The sequence below is a fragment of the Pseudomonas sp. stari2 genome (genome assembly GCF_040760005.1).
Classification (GTDB): domain Bacteria; phylum Pseudomonadota; class Gammaproteobacteria; order Pseudomonadales; family Pseudomonadaceae; genus Aquipseudomonas.
Map to the genome: position 1 here is coordinate 3,835,743 of NZ_CP099760.1, position 22,838 is coordinate 3,858,580.

The following is a 22,838-nucleotide window of genomic DNA, read 5'->3' on the forward strand; positions in this document are numbered from 1 at the left end:
CCAGCTCCCACAGATTTCGTGTGCAACCAGCCACCCCAAGTCTCGTCGAGTGGACATCCAACAGAACCCAATTATGCTCAAAGAAACCCCGCCCTCCCGCGAGGTCGACAGTCTGTGCACGCTCCACGAAACACCTGCTCCAGCACCAACCAAAGGCCTCGGGTACGCGACGTTGATGAAGTGCTCCGGCCTATAACAACAAGCACGACGGAGAACACCCATGGCCGTACTCGACAGCATGTCCACCGGCAGTGCGCCGCACCCGCACCACAGTGTCAGCAAAGAGGAGCGCAAGGTCATCTTCGCCTCGTCCCTCGGCACGGTGTTCGAGTGGTACGACTTTTACCTCTACGGCTCGCTCGCCGCGATCATCGCCAAGCACTTTTTCGCCGGAGTCAACGAGACCACGGCGTTCATCTTCGCCCTGCTCGCCTTCGCCGCCGGTTTTGCAGTGCGGCCGTTTGGGGCGGTGGTGTTCGGGCGCTTGGGCGACATGATCGGGCGCAAGCACACCTTTCTGATCACGATTGTGATCATGGGTGTGTCGACGGCGATTGTGGGGCTCCTGCCCGCTTACGCGACCATCGGGGTCGCGGCGCCGATCATTCTGATTACCCTGCGGTTGCTGCAAGGGCTGGCGTTGGGCGGTGAATACGGTGGCGCGGCGACTTATGTGGCCGAGCATGCACCGAAGGGCAAACGCGGGTATTTCACGTCGTGGATTCAGACCACCGCGACGCTGGGGCTGTTTCTCTCGCTGCTGGTGATTCTGGCCTGCCGCACCGCGCTGGGCACCGAGGCATTCGAGGCCTGGGGCTGGCGGATTCCGTTCCTGTTGTCGATCCTGCTGCTGGCGGTGTCGGTGTACATCCGTTTGCAGCTGAACGAATCACCGGTGTTCAAGAAAATGAAGGAAGAAGGTAAATCCTCCAAGGCGCCGCTGACCGAATCCTTCGCCCGCTGGGACAACCTGAAAATCGTGATCATGGCCCTGCTCGGCGGCACCGCCGGGCAAGCGGTGGTCTGGTACACCGGGCAGTTCTACGCGCTGTTTTTTCTGCTGCAAACCCTGAAGATCGACCCGCAGACCGCCAACCTGTTGATCGCCGGTTCGCTGTTGATCGGTACACCGTTCTTCGTGATTTTCGGCAGTCTGTCCGACCGCATCGGGCGCAAGGGCATCATCATGGCCGGGTGCATTCTGGCAGCGGTGACCTACTTCCCGATCTTCCACGCGCTGACCCAGTACGGTAACCCCGACGTGTTCGTCGCCCAGGAAAAGAACCCGGTCAAAGTGGTCGCCAACCCTGACCAATGCTCGTTCCAGTTCGACCCGGTGGGCAAGGCCAAATTCACCAGCTCCTGCGACCTGGCGAAAACCATCCTGGCCAAACGGGCCATCCCGTATGAAAACGTGGTGGCCGAACCGGGCACCGTGGCCCAGGTGCGCATTGGCGACAAGGTCATCGAAAGTTTCGAAGGCACGGCCATGCCGGCCGCCGACTTCAAGACCCGCAACGATGCCTTCACCGCCAGCCTCGGTACGGCGCTGAAAGAAGCCGGGTATCCGGAAAAGGCTGATCCGGCCAAGACCAATTATCCGATGGTGCTGCTTCTGCTGACCGTGCTGGTGATCTACGTGACCATGGTCTACGGCCCGATTGCGGCATGGCTGGTCGAGCTGTTCCCGGCGCGCATCCGCTACACCTCGATGTCGCTGCCCTACCACATCGGTAACGGCTGGTTCGGCGGGTTCCTGCCGACGGTGGCGTTCGCCATGGTCGCGGCTACCGGGGATATCTACTACGGCTTGTGGTACCCGATTGTCATCGCGGTGATGACGGCGATTCTCGGCATCTTCTTCATGCCGGAAACCAAGGATCGCGACATCCATCACACCTGACACCGTGGCGGCCCTCTTTCATCGAGAGAGGGCCGCCGCTTGTTTCAACGCACGTTGCGATACAGCATCAACCTTGCGCTTTCGTGCAGTCCCCGGGTCAGCTCGACCAGTCGTTGAAATTCCTCGGGATGCGCATCGGCGACGTTCTCCAGCGGTGTCGCCGATTTCAGGTCGTGCAACGTCGGCGCACTGCCGTCGTGTTGCATTTGCAGCAAGTGATCCTTCGTCACTCCGCCGATCAGCGGGAACGTTCCTTCGCGCAATACCAACGGCACCACCCGCTCGCCTTCAGGCGCCGGTTGCTGCAGGTCGCGGCCCATGGCACGGTTGTCGAAAGCCACGCCGGCCATACCCGCCACGGTTGGCAGCAGATCGGCAAGCCCCACCGACTCTTCGATCACCTTGGGTTTCAGCAGTCCCGGCGCATGAATCAACATCGGCACATGATTACTTTCCAGCCCCAGTTGTTCGAAGGCCGGCGGCATGTGCGGGATGCGGCTGATGCGCGTGTTGTGGTCGCCGAAGAACACGAAAATCGTGTTGTCGTAGTATCCGCCAGCCTTGGCCAGTTCCATCAGGCGACCGATGTTGAAGTCCAGCAGCCGCACCGCGTTGTATTGCTCGACGCTGCGCGAGCCGGCGTTTTGCACCTGCTCCAGCGAGAGATTGCTGACTTCGAATCCGTCGTTGTCCTTGGGAATGGTGAACGGCCGGTGATTGCCCGAGGTCTGCACGTAGGCGAAGAACGGTTTGTCCTTGGGCAGTGCGCGCAGAATCTCATCGCCTTCCTTGAACAGGTCCAGATCGGAAATCCCCCACACATCGACCCGTGGCGAAGGCCAGTCGCGCTCCTCGTACAGGCGCACGCCGTCGATGCTCTGCTGGATCAGTGCATTGATATTGGCCCAACCGGCGTTGCCGCCGATCATGTAGAGCTTCTGGTAGTCAGTGAACGCGTTGATCAGCGTGCGCTGGTTGGTGATCAGCGGATGGCGGGTAGCGGTCTCCTGACGGGTCACGTCGGGGACGCCGGTGATGCTCGCCCATACGGTTTTCGCGGTGCCGGTGACCGGGACGTAGAAATGTTTGAAGAACCAGCTCTCCTTTGCCAAACGATCAAGATTTGGTGTCGGGTTCAACGGGTTGCCATAGGCGCCCACCGCGCTGGTACCGAGGGATTCGAGCATGACAAACATCACGTTCGGCGCCCTCTTACCCGCGACGCGATAAGGCTGCACGGCTTGCTGACGCTCAAAGGTGAGGTTTTGCACATCCGGCCGATCCACCCCCAGATAACGGGAAATCACCGAGTAATGCGCCCGCACCTGCGCCTCGTCGAACTGCGCCTGCCCGGCCTTGAGCGTGTCGTAGAGAAACAGCACCGGGTTCAGGCCCACGGCGGCAATCTGTCCGTTGCCGGAAAAGAACGCATCGCTCCAGCGCAGCGGCACCGGGTTTTCCAGGTTGAGCTTGTCGACCCGGCCCAACAGCGCCAGCAGGACGGTCACCAACCCGAGCCCCGCGCCTATGGCGACTGAACGGCGCCGAATCGCCCGAGGTTCACGGGCCAGTGTCAGCCGTTCCAGGCGCACAAAACCGTAGAACCACAGCACAAGCACCGCGAGCCAGCCCAACGCAATCCACAGCACCGGATAGGTTTCCCAAACCATTTGCTGCGAGATCTGCGCATCGTCCAGATAACGCAGCACCGTGGCGTTGATCCGCACGCCGAGGTAGGCGTAATGGCCGAAGTCGATGATGTACACCAGACCGATCAGACCCAGCGCCAGCAACAGATAAACCCGGGCCACGCCGCGCAATGTCGGCACAGTGGTCAGATTCCAGCGCGGCAGCCACGCCAGCACCGCCAATGGCAACACCAGCAATAGCGCCAGCCTCAAGTCGAAACGAAAACCTATGCCCAGGGTTTGCAGCCAGTGTGGATCGATAAAGAACTGCGCGACATCCCCCCCGGAAAACCCGAACAAGAACACCAGCCGCAGCAAGGCAAACAGCAGAAACGCCAAACCTGTCGCGCCCAAGCCATAGCGCAGGCGACGCGATTGCAACCACCCCATTGTTTACCTCTGTGTTGTTCGTTGAGATGGCAGGGATTGCCACGCGGTCTTAATGCAAAGTCCAAATCCGGCAATCACGCAATAACCCGCCAGCAGCGGATCGATCAGGTAATCCCAGTAGTTTTCCGAAGGCTTGAGGCGCAGCGCGAACGCCAACGTGGCCAGTGCCAGCATCGCCACACCCAGCGAGTTACGCAGCCACAAGAGCACCAGAGTCGCCAGCCCGACAACCACGATCATCGGCCGTGGATTGAAGCCCCACCGGTAAGGATCGACATAGGTCAGGCCCATCGTCGCCGGGTACAACAGCACCGTCAGCACCACGAACAGTCCCAGAATCTGACCCCGTGTCAGCGGTGTCAGTTGAGGAACCACCCCCAGGCGCAACAACGCGGCCCAGCCGAGAAACACCAGCGTGGTGATCGCCAGATCATCGGTGAAACTACGCACATACGCCGCCAGCGGCAGGCCGTTGAGCGAAATGAAGCTGACCAGTGCCAGCGCCGGTAACAGCCACGGACGCCAGCGTTGAGTGAATTGAAAGGAACCCAGCAAAACAAAACCGAGCAGGATGAAACTCAAATGGGCTTGCCAGAGAAACAGCATCACAGGCGCTCCGCCAGCCAGGCATCGTTGAAGCTGACATGTTTGATGAAAGTGTTGTTCCAGGAATAAACCAAGTGATACAGGCCATCGCTGCCACGGCTGAAGTACGGGTATTCGTACTCGAATTCACAGCCTTCGGGCTTGCACACGCGGTAGTCGAGGTTGCTCAGGAAACGCTGTTCCAGCGGCAAACGCTGAGCGCCACTTGAGGCGCGAAAGCCTTCGCCGATGATTGCCTTGTAGGCCTCTGGTGAAAACGGCTGGCCGAGGGGATCGGGGGACTGGTCGAGTTCGATGACATTGCGCCAGTCGTTGAGGTTGGCATTGGTGCCGTACAGGCTGAGCTTGAAACGCCCGTCGCGCAGGTCATTGAGCGCCACCAGCAAACCGTCATCGGCGGTGCCCACGGCTGCCAGCGACGAGTTGGGGTTGGCCGGTTCCAGCGGATACGGTTCGCTCCAGGTTTGCCCGGCGTCTTCGGTGCGGCTGGCCAGCACCTTGTGATGGGTTTCACCGGCATAACGCAGCATCGCCACGGCGCGGCGCTCGTCCTGCGGCACGATAGTCGGTTGCAACGAATGCTTGCCCCGGCTGATGCGGAATTTGTCGATCACGGCGCCGTCCGTGCTCAGGTACAGGTATTCGGCGAACTTGCCCATGAACTCGTGATATACCGGCAGGCCGATCGAGCCGTCGGCATGAAACACAGGCGCGGCGCGCACCAGAGTGCTGATGTTGAAGAACGGCGAAGTGATCAGCTGTCGAGGTGCGGTCCAGTTGCGCCCCAAGTCATCGGAGACCATCACGTTGATCGCACTGGTGGCCCAGCCGCCGACGGACACCGACACGTAGAACATCCACAAACGCTGGTCCGGCGCGAGAGCGATCACCGGATTGCCGAGTTTACGGATGTAGCGCTGGGTGCCGGCCACCGTCGATTCGCGTGTGGCCAACACTTGTTCGGCGCCCCACTCCGCAGTCTTGGCGTTGAAGCGCGCGGTGCGGATCTGCACGTCGGCGGCGCCTTCGCGCGAGCCGGCGAACCACACGGCCATCAGGTCGCCGCCGGGCACCGCAGTGACCGAAGACGAGTGCACGAAATCATCCAGTTCCGAGGACACGAAACGACTGCTGTACACCGGCTCGGCCGCATTCGCCGAGGCCCGGGCGGCAGGCGTTTCAACTGCGAACGGCGCCAGCACATGCTCCGGGTGACTGCGCCACGCCGCGATAAAAATCAGGCTCACCGCAAGCGCGGCGACAACGAACTTCAAACGAAAGGACAAGGCACGCATAGGCAGCTCATGGCGGTTACGAGATGGCAGACCATCGAAAGAACATCCCTGTCATCGGCCCGGATCGTCCGGCAAACGGCGCCGGCGCCCGGTAAGCATCGACAACGGCAGGTTGTCGCGTACCTGAACACTTTCAAACAGCGCGGCCGCGATGTGCACGATGACCAGCGCCAGCAAGGCATCGGCGGCAGTTTCGTGGACTTGCAACGGCCAGTCGGCCCCCCACAGGGCATCGATTTCTTCCATGGCCCAGCCGCTGAGGCCGACGGTCAGCATCGCCAGCAGCATCGCGATCATCACCAGTGCGCCAATCGGCGAATGCCCGAGACGATGCTCGGGCCGCCCGGCGATCAGCGACCGGGCATGGGCCGCCAACCGTGACGGCGTCGGCCAGAAGTCCGACCAGCGCGCACTGCGCGGCCCGACGAATCCCCACACCAGACGCACCAGCAGCCAGCCCATGGCGTAATAACCGAGCCAGACATGCCAGTCGTCACCGGCTTCATTGAAGAAGTAGTTGGCGGCAAAGACCCCGGCGATGGACAGGTGAAACATCCGTACCACCGGGTCCCAGAGGCGCAGGGACTCGCGTGGCATCAGCCCTTGATCTCGGTTTTCACCGCTTTGCCGCTGACCGGATCGTGATAGATCTCGACCTTGCGTTTGTCCTTGTCGAAGCCATAGATCTCGTAGCAGTTGCCGTCGGTGACCTTGAACTTGCTGATTTCGTAGCCCTGGGATTTCAGTTGTTCCTGAAAGGCTTTCTGGTCCTGCCACTGCGAACGTTCGGCCGTGGTGCATTGCGGGCCGGCGACGGCCAGGGGGCTGGCGACAATCAGGGACAACAGCATAAGTTTGCGCATGGAAGCACTCTCGCTGGATGGAAAGGCCTCACTGTGCAAAACCAAGCTTAACGAAAGCTTAGTTGGCAACGAGTCGTAACATCTTCGCCGCCACAAGGGCTGCCACGGCAGCAAAGCGAGCGGCATGATGCCGCCGAACACGCGCCCGATTTCCTACAGAGAAAATGCCATGCGCCTACTTCTGGTCGAAGATGACCGCGCCCTCGGCCAGGGCATCCGCGTCGCCCTGAGCAACGAGGGCTACACCCTCGACTGGCTGCAGGACGGCGTCAGTGCGCTGCATGCATTGCGCAGCGAAAGCTTCGATCTGTTGCTGCTCGACCTCGGCCTGCCAAGGCTCGACGGGCTGGCGCTGCTGCAACAATTGCGTGCCACGCAGCACGATTTGCCGGTGTTGATCCTCACCGCCCGAGACGGCACCGCCGAACGCATCGCCGGGCTGGATGCAGGCGCTGACGATTATCTGGTCAAGCCGTTCGATGTCGACGAACTCAAAGCGCGCATCCGTGCTCTGCTACGACGCAGTCAGGGCCGGGCGCAACCGGTGCTGGAACATGCTGGCGTCTGCCTCGACCCAATCAGCCAGCAAGTCACCTGGCGCGGCAGCACGGTGGTGGTCACGCCGATGGAATATCAGTTGTTGCATCAACTGATGGCCCGCCCCGGCAAAGTCGTCACCCGCGAACGCCTGTCGCGCACCTTGTACGGCTGGCAGGAACGGGTCGAAAGCAACACCCTGGAGGTGCTGATTCACAACCTGCGCAAGAAGCTTTCCGCCGAACTGATCCGCACCGTGCGCGGTGTGGGTTACGTCGTGGAACTCAAGCCATGAACTCGATACGCGCGCGGATTCTGCTGCCGGTGCTGTTTCTAGTGTTGCTCGGCGATGTGCTGATCAGTTGGGCGGTTTTGCGTTACAGCCACCATGAAATCGAAGAAATCTACGACGCCCAACTGGCGCAAAGTGCTCGCCTGCTGCAAGGCGTGCTGGCGCAGCGTGCGCCCGGCGACAACGATTGGGAGCGTCTGCATCAGGCCTTCGACGAAGCGATGAGCCGGGTCGGTGATGGCGAGGCGGCTCATCCCTATGAGACACGGTTGACCTTTCAGGTCTGGCGCAACGACGGTCAGTTGCTGATGCGTTCGGCCGAAGCGCCGATTCTGGATGCACCGCCCGCCACCCTCGGCGCCCATGACCTGATGGAAAACGGTCGCGACTGGTGCGCCTTCCTGCTCCAGGATCCGCGACAAGGCCTGTTGATCTGGGTCGGTGAGCGCGACGATATTCGCCAGGACCTGATCACCCGCATCGTCGGCCATACCCTGTGGCCGAGCCTGATCGGCGTGCCGTTGCTGACCATTTTGATCTGGCTGACCATCGGCTGGGGTTTGCAACCGCTGCGGGCCATGGCCCGCTCGATCCGTGGTCGCGACACCGACACCCTGAAACCGCTGCACCTGAGCCCCCTGCCCCAGGATCTGGAGCCGATGCAGACCGCGCTCAACCGCTTGCTGCAACAGATCGACAACCTGCTGGCCCGGGAGCGACGCTTTATCGCCGATGCCGCCCACGAGCTGCGCACGCCGTTGGCAATCCTGCGGATTCACGCGCAGAACGCGCAGTTGGCCAACACCCCGCAACAACGCGAAGAAGCACTGGAGTTTCTGGTCAGCGCCGTGGACCGCGCCACGCGCATCGCCAGCCAGTTGCTGACCATGGCGCGCATCGAACCGCGTCTGGCGTCCCCGGAAAACTCTCACGTCGAATTGACCGCGCTGGTGCGCGAGGAACTGGCCGAGCTGACGCCACTGGCCCTGGAAAAAGACGTCGAGCTGATCCTCGACAGCGATCATCACTGCCCGGTCGACACCGATCCGGTAGCGTTGGCCATCGCTCTGCAAAATCTGGTAACCAATGCGCTGAACTTCGCGCCACCCGGCAGCGAGGTGCGGGTTCAGGTGCAGCCACAGGCCTGCGGTTCGGTGTCGATCAGCGTCGAAGATGCCGGCCCTGGCATCGATGAGCAGCAATATGCGCGGCTGTTCGAACGCTTCTACAGCGAGGGCCACGCCAATGGCGCCGGTCTCGGGCTGGCCATCGTGCAGATGATCGTGAGCAAGATCGGCAGCACCTTGCAGCTGTACAACCGACCCGAAGGCGGGCTGTGCGCCGAGCTGCGAATCCCTGCGGGATCAACCGAACCTGCGCCGGGCATTTAACGAAATTTTCATGTTTGCCTGCCTATGATCCGGGCCTTCGTTGGGGAGTAACCTGCTTCCGAGCTCCTCGGAAGCGTTCGTATCAACATATTCGGCAACATGCCGTGGTGCGAACACCTTCGGGTTGGTGAGACCGACGACACATCCATGCCGAAAGTCGGGCGTGTGGTTGTGTCGTTGACTCATGGCCCGACTGGAAGTATTGCCCGTGAATCCTGTTTCCCTGATCTTCCTCGCACTCGCCATGTCCACGGATGCCTTCGCGGCCGCCATCGGCAAGGGCTCCAGCCTGCACAAACCACGCCTGACCGAAGCCCTGCGCACCGGCCTGATCTTCGGCGTCATTGAGGCGATCACCCCGATCATCGGCTGGCTCATCGGCCAGGCCGCCACTCGCTGGGTGGAAAGCTGGGACCACTGGATCGCCTTCACCCTGCTGGTCGCGCTGGGCCTGCACATGATCTACAACGGCCTCAAGCATGAGGAAGCCGAAGAAGAAAAACCGGGGCAGCACTCGTTCTTCATTCTCGCTGTCACGGCCTTCGCCACCAGCATCGACGCGCTGGCCGTCGGCGTCGGCCTGGCGTTTGTCGATGTGAATATCTGGGTAGCCGCAGCCGCGATTGGCCTGGCGACCATGACCATGGTCACCATTGGCGTGATGCTGGGTCGGGTGCTCGGCACCGTGGTCGGCAAGCGTGCGGAAATCGTCGGTGGCGTGGTGTTGATGATCGTCGGCGCGACAATTCTCTACGAACACCTTTCGGCCTGATCCCGAATGCCGGTGTCAGGGCGTTTGCCAACGTCCCGGCACCGGCGTAATCCGTTTGTGTCATGTCGCTGTCATTCTCGGTTGCTAACGTCGTTGCGCCTCTTTGCTCCGACTGCCAAGGTGACCTTCCCGGTGTACTCAAGCCCGACGCGCCAGACCATCATCCTCAGATCCGCCGATATGTCCTGCGACGACTTCGGCGCGTTGTTCTCCCGTATGTTCGGCAATCGTTACGGCGACACACCGCCACCGCCCAAGGACATCATCATCGGCGGCGTCTACGGGCGGCACGACGGGGTCAGTTTCCGGCGCATGCATTACCGGGGCGATTTCATGGTGGCGTTCCCCGAGCCCTACGACGAAATCACCTTCGTGATTCCCACCGCCGGCCGGATCATCTTCAACGACTCCGCCGAATCCCTGGGCCTGCCGCACATCGGGCTGGCCATCGACAAGGCGGATCTGCGCTCGATGCGCTTCGTCGACAATCATGCCCAGCACGGCATGTCGATCAGCCGCGCCGCGCTCACCGAACGCCTGTCGTCGCTGCTAGGACGGCCGATCGTGCACAAGCTGCATTTCGAGCCGAGGGTGGATCTGAACAGCCCGGCGTTTCAGGGCATTCGCGCATTGATCGACCTGGCCACCGGCACCGAATTCGACCTGTTGTTGAACGCCGGTTCGCTGATGCCATCGCGCCTGCGGGAGATGCTGGTGGACGCCGTGCTGGAAGCCTGGCCGCACAATTTCAGCGAAGCCTTGCGCCGCCCCGAAGCATCGATTGCGCCACGGCATGTGAAGCAAGCCATCGAGTACATTCAGGCGCATCCCGAACAATTGGTCAGCGGGACGGATCTGGCGGGGCTGGTCAACGTCAGCCTGCGGGCGTTGCAGGAAGGTTTCCGGCGTTTTGTCGGCACCTCGATTGTCGCCTACCAGCGACAGGTCAGGCTGGAGCGTGCCTGCGAAGCGCTGAAGCGAGGTCCATCGTCTTCGGTGACCGACGTGGCCCTGCAATACGGATTCAGCAACGTCGGCCGGTTCTGCCAGTATTTTCAGGATGCCTACGGCGTGAGCCCCGCAGAAATGCGAAAAGGACTGCGCTGAGGCAGTCCTTTTCTTCACCTTTGGTTGATCAGAACTGATAGCTGGCCTTGAGCCCGCCGCTGAAGCCGTGGCTGTCGCCCCCGCCGCTGGCTCCGACTTCGGCGCCCAGGCTAAGCGCGCCGAGGTTGGCCATCAGGTTGACGCCGCCGCTGAACTGATCGCGGTTGTCGAACGCCGCGCGCTGTTCGATATCCAGCCCCAGCAGATGGCCTTCGCTGTCGACCTGATGATCGCCCAGCACACGCTCGTAGCCGACCCGCACACCCGGCACCAGTTGCCACGCGCCCACCGGCATCGGGGCGAACGAGACGTCGAGATTGGCCACGGCGCTGCGGCGGGTTTGCTGGAGACTGTCAACGTCGAGGGCCAGTTCGCTGCCCGTCTCCCGGAAGCCCGACAGGTCCAGACGGCTGACGCGCACACCGAGGCTCGGCTCCAGAACCACATCGTTCATCGGCAGGCGATAACCCAGCGCCAGCGTCGCGCCGCTGAGATTACCGTGGGTGTCGCCCTTCGCCGAACCGAGGCCGCCGCCGAGGTCGCGCTTGCTGTCGTAGTCAACGTAACCGGCGCTGAGGTTGGCATCGGCAAACAAACCACGCTCCAGACTGGTGAAGCCATAACGGGCACCAAGATTGAGGAAGGTGAAATCAGTGTCAGCCTCGCCACCCGCCCCGCCGACAGTGCCTTTGCTGTAACCGATACCGCCGCGCGCGCTGAGTTGTTCGGAGAAGCGCTGGGTGACGCCAACCATCAGGCCCTGACTGTGTTCGTTGCTGCTTTGCGCATGGGCCGAGCCGTCGGTGCCCAGATAACCGGCGAGCACGGTGCTCCACAACCGGTACTGGCCGACTTTCAGGTCGGTGCCACTGGCGAATGGCGAGGCGGCTTGTTCAATCATCGCGTTCTGACGCAGCAAGTAACTGGCGGCGTCCGCATGGACCTGGCCGCCCACCGTGGACTCGACGCCACCGAGGGTGCCGGCGTCGATAGCCGATTGCAGGTAGTAGTTATAGGCGCTGTAGGTGCCGGACAGTTTGCTGTTCTGCATCTCCTGCAACAGTTGCGCACCGGCGGCGGCGTTGCCGATCAGCCCGGCCTGACCCGGCAGGCTGTTGTACTCGACCATTTTGCCGCGCAACACGTAAATGGTTTCCTGGGACAGACCCAGGCCCTGTTTGAGGTAGTTGTCCATGCTGCCGTATTGCGCGGTCACCTGGTCCAGGCCCGCTTGCAGATAACTCGCTTCCACACCCAGCAGCGGCGCGTAAACCGCGGCCATGCTCGGCGGCATCATCGCCAACGTCTTGGCCACACGGGCGGCGGTGTAGTCGTTGGTCGCCAGGTAGTTGCTCATGATCGTTGCGTTGTCGACCCCGGCGATGCTTTGCAGCACGGCGGCCGTCCAGCCGGTGCGGTCTTTGCCGGCGGTGCAATGGAACAGCGCGGCACCGTCGACGCCCGCCAGTTCATTGAACAGCACGCCCAACTGACCGCGCATGCCGGCGTCGCTGACAAAGGCGCGGTTGGTCTCCTGCATCATCGCAATCGCATCGGCCGCGCTCTTGAACGAGACCGTGGTGATGTTCGCGCCCGACGTGGTGGCGCCGATGATGTCGATGTTCTGGTAGGTCGCACCGCTGATCATCGTGTCCGGCGTACCGGCGATTTCGCTGGGCGTACGCAGGTCATAAACGGCCTTGATCCCTAGACCGTTGAGGGTCGCCAGATCCGACGCTGTCGGCGTCAGCGCATTCGAGCGATAAAACACACCGGCGCGCATCGTGCCGTCATGGGTCGTCGAGTAGGCCGTGGTGATACCGGCGACATCGCGGAAGTTGTCGATGCCCTGCAGGCGCGGGGTATCAAGGGTGGCCGCGTGGGCGACGGCAATGGACAAACTCAACACGGACAGCGAACACAGAAGACGTGGAAACACGATGCAGCCTCATTGGAAACCGGTTGGGCTGCCCACTATCTATAACGAAATGTGACTGAATATGGCAAAACCTCGAAAAGCGTAAATGGCGGCGCGATCTGTCCGGTGGGCGCGCGTTCTGTCCGTCAGGCAGGCTAAATCCCTGCCGAACTTTGACGTTTTTTTTGCAAGAGGCAGGGTAAAGTGCCCTCTCCGGCCATCCTGGAAGCAGTCAATGAACCTCCAAAGCCCTCAAGACGCCGACGATGAAATCCTCAATCAGGCGGCGCACTGGTGCCTGCGCCTGCAAGACGAAACCTGCACACCTGACGAACGCCAGGCCTTCCAGCAATGGATTCAGAGCAGTCCGCGCCATGCCTTCGAGTACGCGAAGATGCTTGAGGTCTGGGAGTTGAGCGATCAATTGCCCGACGAGCAAGACAAGTCGAAAAAACGCAAAGCCACGACGCTGCCGTGCAGCTTCGAAGAGTTTCAACGCAACCTGGCGCAGCGCAATTAGCATCGTGCGAGGATCGACGCCAACAGCAGAAGGCGTCACTTGAGGCAACGCCTTGTCCTTGATTGAGGGTTAGAATCCCTCGGGTTCGGCTAACCAGCTTAAGGATGATCCCGGCATGTCCTCCCTCGACACCTCCCTGCAAGACACCGCCGCCCCCGACGGCGTCTGCTTCGGCTGCGGCGGCAGCAACCCGCACGGCTTGCACATCAAGAGTTTCTGGCATGAAGACGGCGTGCACGTCATGGCCGAGCACGTGCCCGAGGCCAAATACTGCGGCTGGCCGGAGCTGGTTTACGGCGGTTTGATCGCGATGCTGGTGGACTGCCATTCCAACTGGACGGCGATGGCTTATCACTACCGGGCCGAAGGGCGTGAAGCCGAAAGCCTGTCACGCATCAACTGCGTCACCGGCAACCTCGGCATCAAGTTCATCAAGCCGACGCCGATGGGAGTACCGCTGACGTTGAAGGCGAAAGTCGAAGGTGAAGTCGGGCGCAAGAGCCGGGTGATCTGCGAGGTGTATGCCGGGGATGTGCTGACGGCGATGGGTGATTCGGTGTTTGTGCGGGTGGATGCGGGGCAGTTGGCAGCGGCTGCTCATGGGCGGAATGAAGACCAATGAGTACCAAAGCAATAAACATGGCGCTGATTGTCGCCATCAGCCTGATGGTGGTGGGCGGCCTGAATTGGCTGATGAACGAATCCTGGCTGATCGCCACGCAAGCAAGCGGCGAAGATGCGTTCTCGTATCTGATAATCGAGATTTTGCAGGCGGTGGCCATCCACTCGGTGGTAGTGGCATTCATCCCGCTGCTGTTGGCGTTCTTTAGAAAAACACTCGCCAGTTATGTCGTGCTGTTACTGATGCTGTCGCTCTACATGCTGCTTATCACCGGTATCAACGCGGTCGGCCCGGCCATCGCCGGACTCATGATCGCAGCAGTGGTTTATGCGGTGTTCACAAATTCAGTCAACCTGATCCGGTACTTTCGCGCGAAGTGACCCGATTCACCGTTTTACCTGGAGCCTCCGCCATGCCCGATCGCAAAATCATCATCCCCGAATCCATGAAAACCATCGTCGAACGCGCCGGTTACGCCCCGGCGGTTCTGGTCGGCGACACGCTTTATTGCGCCGGCCAGGTGGGCCGGACGGCTGATTTGAAGGTCATCGAAGACCCCGAGCAGCAATTCATCCGTGCCTGGGAAAACCTCGACGAAGTGCTAAAAGCCGGTGATTGCACCTTCAACGATGTGGTGGAGATGACCACCTATCACGTCGACATGAGCCAACACATGCCGGTGTTCCGTGACGTGAAAAACCGCGTATTCCCCAAAGGCTTCTGCGCCTGGACCTGCATCGGCGTCAGCGAACTGGCCCATCCGGGGCTGCTGGTGGAAATCAAATGTGTGGCGGTGCGCAGGCGCGCTATACCTGAGTAACGCCATTCCCCCTCATTGAGGTGTTGAACGATGGACTTGACCCTCTACTACCACCCGTTGTCGTCCTACTGCCACAAGGCGTTGATCGCCCTCTACGAACACGGCATCGCCTTCGAGAAACGTTTGATCGACCTGTCCAGCGAAGCCGAACGGGCCGAGCTTCAGGCGTTGTGGCCGCTGGTCAAATTCCCGGTGCTGCGCGATCACGCCCGCCAGCGCACGGTGCCGGAATCAAGCGTGATCATCGAGTATCTGGATCATCAACCGGGCCAGTCGAAGCGACTGATTCCCGAAGACTGGGAGGCCGCACTGGACGTGCGTCTGTGGGACCGGTTCTTCGACCATTACGTGATGACGCCGATGCAGCAGATCGTCGCCGACCGCATCCAGTCCGCCAATGGCGACCTGAGCAGTCAGCGAGCGCTGCTGGCCACGGCGTACGGCATGCTTGAACAGCAACTGGCGGACCGCGAATGGATCGCCAGCGCGGATTTCAGTCTGGCCGATTGCTCCGCCGCGCCGGCCCTGTTCTACGCCAGCACGCTGGTGCCGTTTGCCACTGAGCAACCGCGCCTGAGCGCCTATTTCGAACGGCTGGTGCAGCGCCCGTCGTTCAGTCGGGTCATCGAAGAAGCCAAACCGTGGTTCGACTTCTATCCCTTTGCCGAGGCCCTGCCCCAACGGTTTCGCTGAGGAACGACCTCACGCCGGCTGGTGACTGGTCACGCAGTGAATCCCGCCACCGCCGGCCGCGATGGCGTCGATGTTGATCTGCACCACGTCGCGGTTCGGATAGAGTTTTTTCAGCAGGTCGAAGGCTTTCTTGTCGGCGTCCTTGTCGCCAAACTCCGGGGCGATCACCGCGCCGTTGATCACGAAATAGTTGATGTAGCCGGCCGCAAAATCGTCATTGTCCTTGTTGAACTTGGTATTGCGCGGCTTCAACGGTGGCGAAACGGTGTGGATTTGCAACGGGCGACCTTCGGCGTCGGTGGCGTTTTTCAGGATTTCCAGATGCGCCAGCGTGACCTTGTTGTCGTAGGATTTCGGGTCGGTGTCGAGGTTGGCGATCACCACGCCGGGCGTGACGAAGCGCGCGTAGAAATCGACGTGGGCATCGGTGATGTCCTTGCCCTTGATGCCCGGCAGCCAGATGATCTTGCGCAAACCGAGGCGCGCTTTCAGTTCCGCCTCGACATCAGCCTTGCTCCAGCCGGGGTTGCGGTTTTCATTGACCCAGCAGCTTTCGGTCATGATCGCGGTGCCGTGGCCGTCGACTTCAATGCCCCCGCCCTCGCCCACCAGTTCGCTGCGGACGTAGGTCGCTTGCGCGTCTTGCGCCACGCGTTTGGCGATCTTCGCGTCCTTCGAGTGCTGCTGCTTGTTGCCCCAGCCGCTGAAGTTGAAATCCACCGCGCCCAGGCCGTTCTTGTCGTCGATGACAAAATTGGCGCTGATGTCACGCATCCAGATGTCGTCGAGGTTGGCGATCTGGTAGGTGATGTTGGACGTGCCGCAAATCTCTTCCGCAAGGCTGCGTTCGCTGCTGCGGCAGTAGATGGTCAGCGGTTCGTAGCGAGCGATGGCACGGGCGATCCGGCCCAGCGCTTCCTGGACATCTTCGGTGAAGTCTTCCCAGATCGCGTCCTGCGCGCCGAAGGCCATGTAGGCGCGTTCGTGCTTGTCGCCCTCGTCGGGCATGAACCAGCGACCTTCGCTGGCCGCCAGCACGCGCGCCGGGGACAGGCCGAGGCTCATGACGGCAGCGCCTACGCCGGCGGCGACTGAAACCTGTTTGATGAACTCGCGACGAGTCGGCATGTGTACGTTCCTGATGTGGAAGGGGCCACCGAAGCGGCCCGGAAAAATCACTTTGCAGTGGCGGTCTTGAACTTGGTCCAGGTGCGCATGCGGGCGCGCATGTCAGCCTGGGGAATATCCTTGCCCGGTATCAGACGAGCATAGGTCGCATCGTCGAGGTAGATGTCCGGGTTGTTGCGCATCGCCTCATCCACGCTTGGCCGGGCCTTGGCATTGGAGGTCGGGTAGCCGGTGAAATTGCTGATCGCGGCCATGTTCTCCGGGCGCATCACGAAATTGATGAACGCGTAGGCATATTCCGGGTGTTTGGCATCCACCGGAATGGCCATGGTGTCCATCCACACCGTGGTGCCCTCGCGGGGCACGCGGTACTGGAAGCGGGTCTGCTTGCCGGCGCTGTCCGAGGTGCGCTGGGCCTGGGTCATGTCGCCGCTGTAGCCGAGGGACAGGCACAGGTTGCCGTTGACCAGATCGGTCACCGGTTGCGACTGGAACTTGCGGACGTACGGCCGCAGCTTCATCAGCAAGTCACTGGCCGCCGCCAGATCCGCAGGCTTGGCGCTGCGCGGATCACGACCGAGATAATTGAGCACCACGGCCAGCACTTCGTCCGGCGAGTCGATCATCGAAATCCCGCAATCGGCGAACTTCGCCGCCAGCTCCGGCTTGAACAGCATGTCGAGGCTGTTGACCGGCGCATCGGCCATGCGCTGCTTGATCTGCTCGGCGTTGTAGGTCAGGCCGATAGTGCCCCAGGTATACGGCACGGTGGCCTTGTTCGAATGCTCGTAATGGCTGCGCAGTTTTTGCAGGCCCGGCTCGATGTCGTTCATCGCCGTGATCTTCGAAGCATCCAGTGGCAACAGGCTGCCGGCGCGCATCAGGCGTTCAGCCACGGTGTCACCGGGGAAGATCAGGTCGTAGCCGCTGCCGCCGGAGAGCATCTTGGCCTCCAGGGTTTCGCTGCCGTCCATCACGTCGTAGACCACCTTGATCCCGGTTTCGGCGGTGAACTTTGTGAGCGTGTCTTCAGCGAAATAGTCCGCCCAGTTGTACAGGCGCAAGGTCTTGTCTTCAGCGTGTACGGCGGGCATCAAACCGGCCAGCGCCAGGCCCAGAGCGCCCAGCAACCACTTGTGTGAGGTATGCATATCAGACTCCTTGATGATTCCAGCGGGCGTGAAGGTGACGGCCGTCCTGACTCAACAACGCGCCGTACATTTCCGGGCGACGGTCGCGGTAGATGCCCCAGCTCAGGCGCTCTTCACGCATGGCTGCCAGATCCAGGCTTTGCACCAATACGCCGGTGCTGGCGCGATCCGCTTCGGCGAGCATTTTTCCCTTGTGGTTGCAGATGAACGACGAGCCGTAGAAATTCATTTGCAGCGTCGCATTGGTGCCGGCCACTTCGCGGCCAACGCGGTTGGAGGCGATCACCGGCAGCAGGTTGGCGGCAGCGTGGCCGCGCATGGTCATCTGCCAGTGATCCCGCGAATCCAGATCCGCGCAGCCCGGTTCCGATCCGATGGCGGTCGGGAACAGCAGCATTTCAGCGCCCCTCAACGCCAGGCAGCGGGCGGTTTCCGGGAACCACTGATCCCAGCAGATGCCCACGCCGAGGCGACCGAACGCGGTGTCCCAGACCTTGAAGCCGGTGTCGCCGGGACTGAAATATTCCTTCTCCTGATAGCCGATGGCGTTGGGGATGTGGGTCTTGCGGTACACGCCCAACAGCCGCCCGTCGGCATCGGCCACGCTCAGGGAATTGAAGTAGGCATTGCCGGCCTTCTCGTACCAGCTCAGCGGCAGCACCACGCCCAGTTCTCGGGCCAGTGCAGCGAAGCGCGACAACACCTGACTGTCACGGTATTCCTCGGCCAACTCCATGTGATGGTGACTCTGCTCGATGCAGAAATACGGCGTGGCGAACAATTCCTGCAACAGGATCACTTGCGCACCCTGCGCTGCTGCTTCACGCACCAATTGCTCGGCGCGGTCGAGGTTGCTTTTCAGGTCCCAGGTGCACGGCATCTGGGTGGTGGCGACTTTGAGCATCGTCATCGATCACCCCTCCACCGGACAGGCAGGCTGCTGTTGGGTGATGCAGTGCACACCGCCGCCGCCATGGGCCAGATGATTGATCCGTACCGGCACCACTTCACGGCCCGGGAACGCCTTGGCCAGGGTTTCTGCCGCGACATGGTCGGCCTCGATGCCGTACGCCGGCATGATGATCGCGCCGTTGGCGATGTAGAAATTGGTGTACGAGGCGCAGAACACTTCGGCTTCGGTGTCCACCGCATCGGTGGCTTCATACAGCTCGATCAGCTCGAACTTGCGGCCCTGAGCATCGGTGGCCAGTTCCAGAGCACGGCGGTTTTCCCGCACGACTTCGGCGTACACCGAGCTGCGATCGTGAGTGGCATCCACCAGTAAAACGCCGGGACGGGCGAAGGCGCAGACGCCATCGACGTGGCCGTCGGTCATGTCGCCGGTAACGTAATCCGGATCACCCGGCAGCCAGATGGTTTTCTTCACGCCGAGCAGGCGGCTGAAGATCTCCTCCATCTCGGACTTGCTCACGCCGGGGTTGCGATTGGGGTTGAGCAGCACCGATTCGGTGGTGATCAACGTGCCCTCGCCGTCCACGTGGATCGCGCCGCCCTCGTTGCTCAGTGCCGTGCCGAAGCACTCGCCCCCCAGATGATTGAGTACGCGACGGGCCAGACTCTCGTCCAGTTCGTGGGCAGACTTGCCACCCCACGCGTTGAAGCGCCAGCTCACCCCGGCCAGGCCGTGCTCCGGGTGAACCACGAAGCTTGGACCGGAGTCGCGGCACCAGCTGTCGTTGACTGCCAACGGAATCAGCTCGATGTTCGGCCCGCAAAAGGCTTTGGCGCTGGCGATGGCCGACGGATCGACGACCATTTTCACCGGCTCGAACCGGGCGATGGCGTTGGCGACGCGGGCGAAATCTTCTTGCACCAACGGCAGGGTCGCGCGCCAGCCCGACTCCCACAGGGCCTTGTTGTGAGGCCAGACCATCCAGGTCGCCGCGTGCGTCACCCACTCTGCCGGCATCATCCAACCGCTGTTGTTGTTTTTGTTCTGCTGCATGGTAAAAAGCCCTTTGAGTTAAGCCATTGTGTTCAATGAAAACAGCCTTGGCGGCGTTGACGTGCATGCTAATGGCGGCCTGACGGGCAAACAAACGATGGATTTAGCGGAAAACTGATTAGAGAAACTTATCGATCATGCTGAAACACTGGCCACCCCTCAGCTCGTTGCGCGGCTTCGAAGCCGCCGCAAGGCTGGGCAGTTTTCACAAAGCCGCCGAGGAACTGAGCCTCACGCAGTCGGCCATCAGCCAGCAGATCCGCAGCCTTGAGGCGTACCTGGAGCAGCCGCTGTTTTTCCGCAGCGGGCGCAGCGTCAGTCTGACCGACGCAGGTCACGATCTGCTCAGCACCACCCAGGCGATGCTGCAGCAACTGTCGGTGGGGATTCGGCGGCTGGGGCAATACCAGAAACCCAATCAACTGGTGCTTAACACCACGCCGGCGTTTGCCCGGCATTGGTTATTGCCACGGCTGGGGGATTTCCGCCGTCAGCATCCGAATGTGGATCTGTGGATTTTCAGCACCGATGAAGTGCCGGACATGGCGACCCAGACCATCGATCTGGCGGTGCGCGACGACATCAGTTCCCAGGCCGAATGCAGCTTCAAAGTGCTGCACGCTGATCGACTTTATCCGGCGTGCCATCCGAGCCTGCTGAGCATGCCGAACGCACAGCGGACGACGCTGCACGGCGAGCGGGAAATGGACTGGAGCCATTGGGCGGTGGAGTCCGGGATCGACGTCGGCCAGCAGGATCAGGGCCTGAACTTCTCCGATCCAGGCCTGTTGCTGGACGCTGCCTGCGGTGGGCTCGGCATTGCGCTGGTCAGCCAGTTGCTCAGTCGCAAGGCCCGGGCCGACGGGCTGTTGCAGCCCTTGGTGGACGACACTATTCGCGGCCCGAACTGGGCGCTGCTGACTCACCGCGACAGCGAAGGCGATCCGATGGCCCGCAGTTTCACCGAGTGGTTGCTGGCGAACCTGAGCGATCAATAACCGGAGCGTGGCGGGCCATCACCTCGGCGATCCAGTCGATGAACACCCGCAGCTTGCGGCTGATGTGGCGGTTCGGCGGGTAGGCAACGTAGAGCGGCATCGGATCGAGGCGCCAGTCTTCGAACAGCGGCACCAGATCACCGCTGGCCTCGTGGGCCCTGGACATGTACTTGGGCAACCACAACACGCCCAGCCCCGCGAGGCCCGCCGACAGGTAGGCATTGCCGTCATCGACGGCCAGCACGTGGCGGCCCTTGATCTGCAGATCTTCGTGTTCGTTGTGCAGGGCATACGGCACCGGTTTGCCGGTGCGTGCCCAGAGGAAACCGACCACCCGGTGATGGCTGTCTTCCAGCTCCCGGGGATGCGCCGGGGTGCCGGCGCGGGCCAGGTAACTCGGCGCGGCGTACACGCCAAGTTGAAGATCCGCCACCTTCCGGGCCATCAGCGACTGATCCCGTAGCTCCCCGCCACGCAACACGCAGTCAACGTTTTCATCAATGATGTCGACGATCCGGTCGCTGACGCCCATGTCGATCTGGATTTCCGGGTAACGCGCACAAAACTCGGGCAGCGCCGGCACCAGAATCAGATTGGCCAGAGGGCTCGGCACATCGACCCGCAAGCGACCCTTGGGCTGCGCCGCCGCGCCAGGAAGACTGGTTTCGGCATCGTCCATGTCCGCCAGCAGCTTGATCACCCGCTCGTAGTAAGCCGCGCCGTCCGCCGTGGCGTTGACCTTGCGCGTGGTGCGATTGAGCAACTTGACCCGCAGGCGTGCCTCCAGTTGCTGAATGAGCTGGGTCACGGTGGTCTTGCTCATGTGCAGGGTCTCGGCAGCCTTGGTGAAACTGCCCGCCTCCACCACCCGTGCGAAGGCCTGCATCGCGTCAAAGCGGTCCATATTCAACCTCTAATGGCGGCTCGATTGTTTGGAATTTGCAAACAGTGATCGCCAAGGTTGCGCGTTTATCGCGTCGACGCAAGTCCCTAGAGTTACTCCATCACAGGTTTCAAACCATTGAAGGAGACACCCCATGCCCCATGCCCAGCCAAAACGCGACGTGGTTTTCCCGCCCGGACGCCATGCCCTCTACGAGCGCAATCGCTATTCGCCGGCGGTTCGCTCCAACGGTTTTCTGTTCGTCTCAGGGCAAGTCGGCAGTCTTGAGGACGGCTCGCCCGAGCAGGATCTGAAGCAGCAGGTGCGACTGGCTTTCACCAACCTGAATTCGATTCTCGGCGCAGCCGGTGGCAGCTTCGATGACGTGGTGGACGTGACCGTGTTCATTGTCGACCCGCAATCGACCTTCGAAACCATCTGGGAAGTGGTGCCCGAGTTCTGGGGCGAGGCGCCGTATCCGACCATTACGGCGGTCGGCGTGACGTGGCTTTACGGGTTTCAATTCGAGATCAAGGTGATTGCCAAAGTGCCGGAGGCGTAAGTCGGTGCGCAGGGAGCGCTCACACTTTTGCAACACACTCGGGAGCGTAATCCGCCAGACTTTTCCCCGAACTCCCGAGAACGAGTAAGCATGAACATTACGATCCGCAACGAACGCCCTGAAGACATCAGTGCCATCGCCCGAATCACCGAGGCCGCGTTCCAGCACGAAGAACACTCCAGCCACACCGAACAATTCATCGTCAACGCGTTGCGCCGCGCCGGTCAGCTCAGCGTTTCACTGGTGGCGGTGGAGAACGACACGGTGGTCGGCCATGTCGCCATTTCACCGGTCACGATTTCCTCCGGAACACAGGACTGGTACGGCCTCGGCCCGATCTCCGTGTGCCCGACCCGCCAGCAGCAAGGCATCGGCTCGGCACTGATGAAAGCCTCGCTGGCGGAGTTGCAGCGTATCGGTGGTGTTGGTTGCGTGGTGCTTGGCGATCCGGGCTACTACGGCCGCTTCGGCTTCAAGGCCCATGCAGGCCTGGAACTGCCAGGGATTCCGGAGGAGTACTTTCAGGCGTTGTCGTTTGGCGGCGAGTTGCCGGTGGGTACCGTCAAGTATCACGAGGCTTTCGACGCTACTGCATAAAAACCAAAAGGGGACATAACCAAAAGGGGACAGATTTATTAAATCAAATAAATCTGTCCCCTTTGTCCCCTTTTAAGATCGCGGCCTCCACCTTCCGGACAAGCCTGCCCGTCGCAATAATCTGTAAACTCTCCCC

Annotated in this window: 24 protein-coding genes; 13 read left to right on the forward strand and 11 right to left on the reverse strand. The window is 61.4% G+C overall.

The window, feature by feature from the left end; translation table 11 throughout:
* Positions 1 to 220: 220 nt before the first annotated feature.
* Complete coding sequence (locus NH234_RS17310; protein ID WP_085731853.1) at positions 221 to 1,903, forward strand: MFS transporter; 1,683 nt, start codon at positions 221 to 223, stop codon at positions 1,901 to 1,903.
* A gap of 44 nt (positions 1,904 to 1,947) precedes the next feature.
* Here the strand turns inward: NH234_RS17310 and NH234_RS17315 are convergent, their stop codons facing one another.
* The 5 genes from NH234_RS17315 to NH234_RS17335 are packed head-to-tail and all read right to left on the reverse strand — an operon-like array spanning position 1,948 to position 6,745.
* The gene (locus tag NH234_RS17315; RefSeq protein WP_367253541.1) at positions 1,948 to 3,981 is read right to left on the reverse strand and encodes an LTA synthase family protein; all 2,034 of its coding nucleotides are present in this window, start codon (positions 3,979 to 3,981) and stop codon (positions 1,948 to 1,950) included.
* A gap of 3 nt (positions 3,982 to 3,984) precedes the next feature.
* Positions 3,985 to 4,587, reverse strand: coding sequence for a hypothetical protein (locus NH234_RS17320; protein WP_367253543.1), 603 nt, complete (start codon positions 4,585 to 4,587; stop codon positions 3,985 to 3,987).
* Positions 4,587 to 5,882: an exo-alpha-sialidase gene (locus tag NH234_RS17325; protein ID WP_367253545.1), complete on the reverse strand. Its 1,296-nt coding sequence runs from the start codon at positions 5,880 to 5,882 to the stop codon at positions 4,587 to 4,589. The genes NH234_RS17320 and NH234_RS17325 overlap by 1 nt, the downstream gene beginning before the upstream one ends.
* Positions 5,883 to 5,933: 51 nt before the next feature.
* Positions 5,934 to 6,479, reverse strand: a complete 546-nt coding sequence (locus tag NH234_RS17330; RefSeq protein WP_367253547.1) for a cytochrome b/b6 domain-containing protein — start codon at positions 6,477 to 6,479, stop codon at positions 5,934 to 5,936.
* Positions 6,479 to 6,745, reverse strand: coding sequence for a PepSY domain-containing protein (locus NH234_RS17335; RefSeq protein ID WP_085731858.1), 267 nt, complete (start codon positions 6,743 to 6,745; stop codon positions 6,479 to 6,481). Before NH234_RS17335 ends, NH234_RS17330 begins: the two co-directional genes overlap by 1 nt.
* A 169-nt stretch (positions 6,746 to 6,914) precedes the next feature.
* Here NH234_RS17335 and NH234_RS17340 point away from each other — a divergent pair, with 169 nt between their 5' ends.
* The 4 genes from NH234_RS17340 (at position 6,915) to NH234_RS17355 (ending at position 10,844) form a co-directional block, all read left to right on the forward strand.
* Complete coding sequence (locus NH234_RS17340) at positions 6,915 to 7,577, forward strand: response regulator (RefSeq protein WP_367253549.1); 663 nt, start codon at positions 6,915 to 6,917, stop codon at positions 7,575 to 7,577.
* Complete coding sequence (locus tag NH234_RS17345) at positions 7,574 to 8,965, forward strand: ATP-binding protein (protein ID WP_367253550.1); 1,392 nt, start codon at positions 7,574 to 7,576, stop codon at positions 8,963 to 8,965. Before NH234_RS17340 ends, NH234_RS17345 begins: the two co-directional genes overlap by 4 nt.
* Before the next feature lie 208 nt (positions 8,966 to 9,173).
* Complete coding sequence (gene mntP / locus NH234_RS17350) at positions 9,174 to 9,737, forward strand: manganese efflux pump MntP (RefSeq protein WP_367253552.1); 564 nt, start codon at positions 9,174 to 9,176, stop codon at positions 9,735 to 9,737.
* Between the two features lie 132 nt (positions 9,738 to 9,869).
* A complete protein-coding gene (locus tag NH234_RS17355) occupies positions 9,870 to 10,844 on the forward strand; it encodes an AraC family transcriptional regulator (RefSeq protein ID WP_367253554.1) in 975 nt (324 codons plus the stop codon).
* 28 nt (positions 10,845 to 10,872) lie between these two features.
* Here the strand turns inward: NH234_RS17355 and NH234_RS17360 are convergent, their stop codons facing one another.
* On the reverse strand, positions 10,873 to 12,783 hold the full coding sequence (locus NH234_RS17360) for a tyrosine-protein phosphatase (RefSeq protein WP_085731862.1): 1,911 nt from the start codon (positions 12,781 to 12,783) through the stop codon (positions 10,873 to 10,875).
* A gap of 214 nt (positions 12,784 to 12,997) precedes the next feature.
* On the opposite strand from NH234_RS17360, the gene NH234_RS17365 reads away from it, so the two are divergent.
* The 5 genes from NH234_RS17365 (at position 12,998) to NH234_RS17385 (ending at position 15,417) form a co-directional block, all read left to right on the forward strand.
* On the forward strand, positions 12,998 to 13,282 hold the full coding sequence (locus tag NH234_RS17365) for a DUF4880 domain-containing protein (protein WP_085731863.1): 285 nt from the start codon (positions 12,998 to 13,000) through the stop codon (positions 13,280 to 13,282).
* A 115-nt stretch (positions 13,283 to 13,397) separates the two neighbouring features.
* The gene (locus NH234_RS17370; RefSeq protein WP_367253556.1) at positions 13,398 to 13,904 is read left to right on the forward strand and encodes a PaaI family thioesterase; all 507 of its coding nucleotides are present in this window, start codon (positions 13,398 to 13,400) and stop codon (positions 13,902 to 13,904) included.
* Positions 13,901 to 14,284, forward strand: coding sequence for a hypothetical protein (locus NH234_RS17375; RefSeq protein ID WP_367253557.1), 384 nt, complete (start codon positions 13,901 to 13,903; stop codon positions 14,282 to 14,284). Before NH234_RS17370 ends, NH234_RS17375 begins: the two co-directional genes overlap by 4 nt.
* Positions 14,285 to 14,316: 32 nt before the next feature.
* Entirely contained in the window at positions 14,317 to 14,724 is a 408-nt protein-coding gene (locus NH234_RS17380) for a RidA family protein (protein ID WP_367253559.1), read from the forward strand.
* Positions 14,725 to 14,754: 30 nt separating this feature from the next.
* Positions 14,755 to 15,417 carry a glutathione S-transferase family protein gene (locus NH234_RS17385; protein WP_367253561.1) on the forward strand — a complete coding sequence of 221 codons (663 nt, stop codon included), beginning with the start codon at positions 14,755 to 14,757 and terminating at the stop codon, positions 15,415 to 15,417.
* 9 nt (positions 15,418 to 15,426) lie between these two features.
* Here the strand turns inward: NH234_RS17385 and NH234_RS17390 are convergent, their stop codons facing one another.
* Genes NH234_RS17390 through NH234_RS17405 form a run of 4 tightly spaced genes read right to left on the reverse strand, consistent with a single transcriptional unit; the run spans position 15,427 to position 19,662 of the window.
* Positions 15,427 to 16,545, reverse strand: coding sequence for an agmatine/peptidylarginine deiminase (locus tag NH234_RS17390; protein WP_367253563.1), 1,119 nt, complete (start codon positions 16,543 to 16,545; stop codon positions 15,427 to 15,429).
* Positions 16,546 to 16,592: 47 nt separating this feature from the next.
* Positions 16,593 to 17,696 (reverse strand): extracellular solute-binding protein, encoded by a 1,104-nt coding sequence (locus tag NH234_RS17395; RefSeq protein WP_367253564.1) that lies wholly within the window; start codon positions 17,694 to 17,696, stop codon positions 16,593 to 16,595.
* A gap of 1 nt (position 17,697) precedes the next feature.
* Entirely contained in the window at positions 17,698 to 18,606 is a 909-nt protein-coding gene (gene aguB / locus NH234_RS17400; RefSeq protein ID WP_367253566.1) for an N-carbamoylputrescine amidase, read from the reverse strand.
* 3 nt (positions 18,607 to 18,609) lie between these two features.
* A complete protein-coding gene (locus NH234_RS17405; RefSeq protein ID WP_367253567.1) occupies positions 18,610 to 19,662 on the reverse strand; it encodes an agmatine deiminase family protein in 1,053 nt (350 codons plus the stop codon).
* 137 nt (positions 19,663 to 19,799) lie between these two features.
* On the opposite strand from NH234_RS17405, the gene NH234_RS17410 reads away from it, so the two are divergent.
* Positions 19,800 to 20,660, forward strand: a complete 861-nt coding sequence (locus NH234_RS17410) for a LysR substrate-binding domain-containing protein (protein WP_367253568.1) — start codon at positions 19,800 to 19,802, stop codon at positions 20,658 to 20,660.
* On the opposite strand, the gene NH234_RS17415 is transcribed toward NH234_RS17410, so the two are convergent.
* A complete protein-coding gene (locus tag NH234_RS17415) occupies positions 20,623 to 21,564 on the reverse strand; it encodes a LysR family transcriptional regulator (protein ID WP_367253570.1) in 942 nt (313 codons plus the stop codon). The genes NH234_RS17410 and NH234_RS17415 overlap by 38 nt on opposite strands.
* A gap of 133 nt (positions 21,565 to 21,697) precedes the next feature.
* Between NH234_RS17415 and NH234_RS17420 the strand changes: the two genes are divergently transcribed.
* Together NH234_RS17420 and NH234_RS17425 are read left to right on the forward strand one after the other, a co-directional pair.
* On the forward strand, positions 21,698 to 22,105 hold the full coding sequence (locus NH234_RS17420; protein ID WP_085731874.1) for a RidA family protein: 408 nt from the start codon (positions 21,698 to 21,700) through the stop codon (positions 22,103 to 22,105).
* A gap of 90 nt (positions 22,106 to 22,195) precedes the next feature.
* A complete protein-coding gene (locus NH234_RS17425) occupies positions 22,196 to 22,702 on the forward strand; it encodes a GNAT family N-acetyltransferase (RefSeq protein WP_367253573.1) in 507 nt (168 codons plus the stop codon).
* The last annotated feature ends 136 nt before the right edge of the window (positions 22,703 to 22,838 follow it).

Excerpts from the sequence above, each read along its gene's own strand:
- NH234_RS17310 (WP_085731853.1), top strand. The coding sequence starts at position 221 with ATGGCCGTACTCGACAGCATGTCCACCGGCAGTGCGCCGCACCCGCAC.
- NH234_RS17315 (WP_367253541.1), bottom strand. The coding sequence starts at position 3,981 with ATGGGGTGGTTGCAATCGCGTCGCCTGCGCTATGGCTTGGGCGCGACA.
- NH234_RS17320 (WP_367253543.1), bottom strand. The coding sequence starts at position 4,587 with ATGCTGTTTCTCTGGCAAGCCCATTTGAGTTTCATCCTGCTCGGTTTT.
- NH234_RS17325 (WP_367253545.1), bottom strand. The coding sequence starts at position 5,882 with ATGCGTGCCTTGTCCTTTCGTTTGAAGTTCGTTGTCGCCGCGCTTGCG.
- NH234_RS17330 (WP_367253547.1), bottom strand. The coding sequence starts at position 6,479 with ATGCCACGCGAGTCCCTGCGCCTCTGGGACCCGGTGGTACGGATGTTT.
- NH234_RS17335 (WP_085731858.1), bottom strand. The coding sequence starts at position 6,745 with ATGCGCAAACTTATGCTGTTGTCCCTGATTGTCGCCAGCCCCCTGGCC.
- NH234_RS17340 (WP_367253549.1), top strand. The coding sequence starts at position 6,915 with ATGCGCCTACTTCTGGTCGAAGATGACCGCGCCCTCGGCCAGGGCATC.
- NH234_RS17345 (WP_367253550.1), top strand. The coding sequence starts at position 7,574 with ATGAACTCGATACGCGCGCGGATTCTGCTGCCGGTGCTGTTTCTAGTG.
- NH234_RS17365 (WP_085731863.1), top strand. The coding sequence starts at position 12,998 with ATGAACCTCCAAAGCCCTCAAGACGCCGACGATGAAATCCTCAATCAG.
- NH234_RS17370 (WP_367253556.1), top strand. The coding sequence starts at position 13,398 with ATGTCCTCCCTCGACACCTCCCTGCAAGACACCGCCGCCCCCGACGGC.
- NH234_RS17375 (WP_367253557.1), top strand. The coding sequence starts at position 13,901 with ATGAGTACCAAAGCAATAAACATGGCGCTGATTGTCGCCATCAGCCTG.
- NH234_RS17380 (WP_367253559.1), top strand. The coding sequence starts at position 14,317 with ATGCCCGATCGCAAAATCATCATCCCCGAATCCATGAAAACCATCGTC.
- NH234_RS17385 (WP_367253561.1), top strand. The coding sequence starts at position 14,755 with ATGGACTTGACCCTCTACTACCACCCGTTGTCGTCCTACTGCCACAAG.
- NH234_RS17390 (WP_367253563.1), bottom strand. The coding sequence starts at position 16,545 with ATGCCGACTCGTCGCGAGTTCATCAAACAGGTTTCAGTCGCCGCCGGC.
- NH234_RS17395 (WP_367253564.1), bottom strand. The coding sequence starts at position 17,696 with ATGCATACCTCACACAAGTGGTTGCTGGGCGCTCTGGGCCTGGCGCTG.
- aguB (WP_367253566.1), bottom strand. The coding sequence starts at position 18,606 with ATGACGATGCTCAAAGTCGCCACCACCCAGATGCCGTGCACCTGGGAC.
- NH234_RS17405 (WP_367253567.1), bottom strand. The coding sequence starts at position 19,662 with ATGCAGCAGAACAAAAACAACAACAGCGGTTGGATGATGCCGGCAGAG.
- NH234_RS17410 (WP_367253568.1), top strand. The coding sequence starts at position 19,800 with ATGCTGAAACACTGGCCACCCCTCAGCTCGTTGCGCGGCTTCGAAGCC.
- NH234_RS17415 (WP_367253570.1), bottom strand. The coding sequence starts at position 21,564 with ATGGACCGCTTTGACGCGATGCAGGCCTTCGCACGGGTGGTGGAGGCG.
- NH234_RS17420 (WP_085731874.1), top strand. The coding sequence starts at position 21,698 with ATGCCCCATGCCCAGCCAAAACGCGACGTGGTTTTCCCGCCCGGACGC.
- NH234_RS17425 (WP_367253573.1), top strand. The coding sequence starts at position 22,196 with ATGAACATTACGATCCGCAACGAACGCCCTGAAGACATCAGTGCCATC.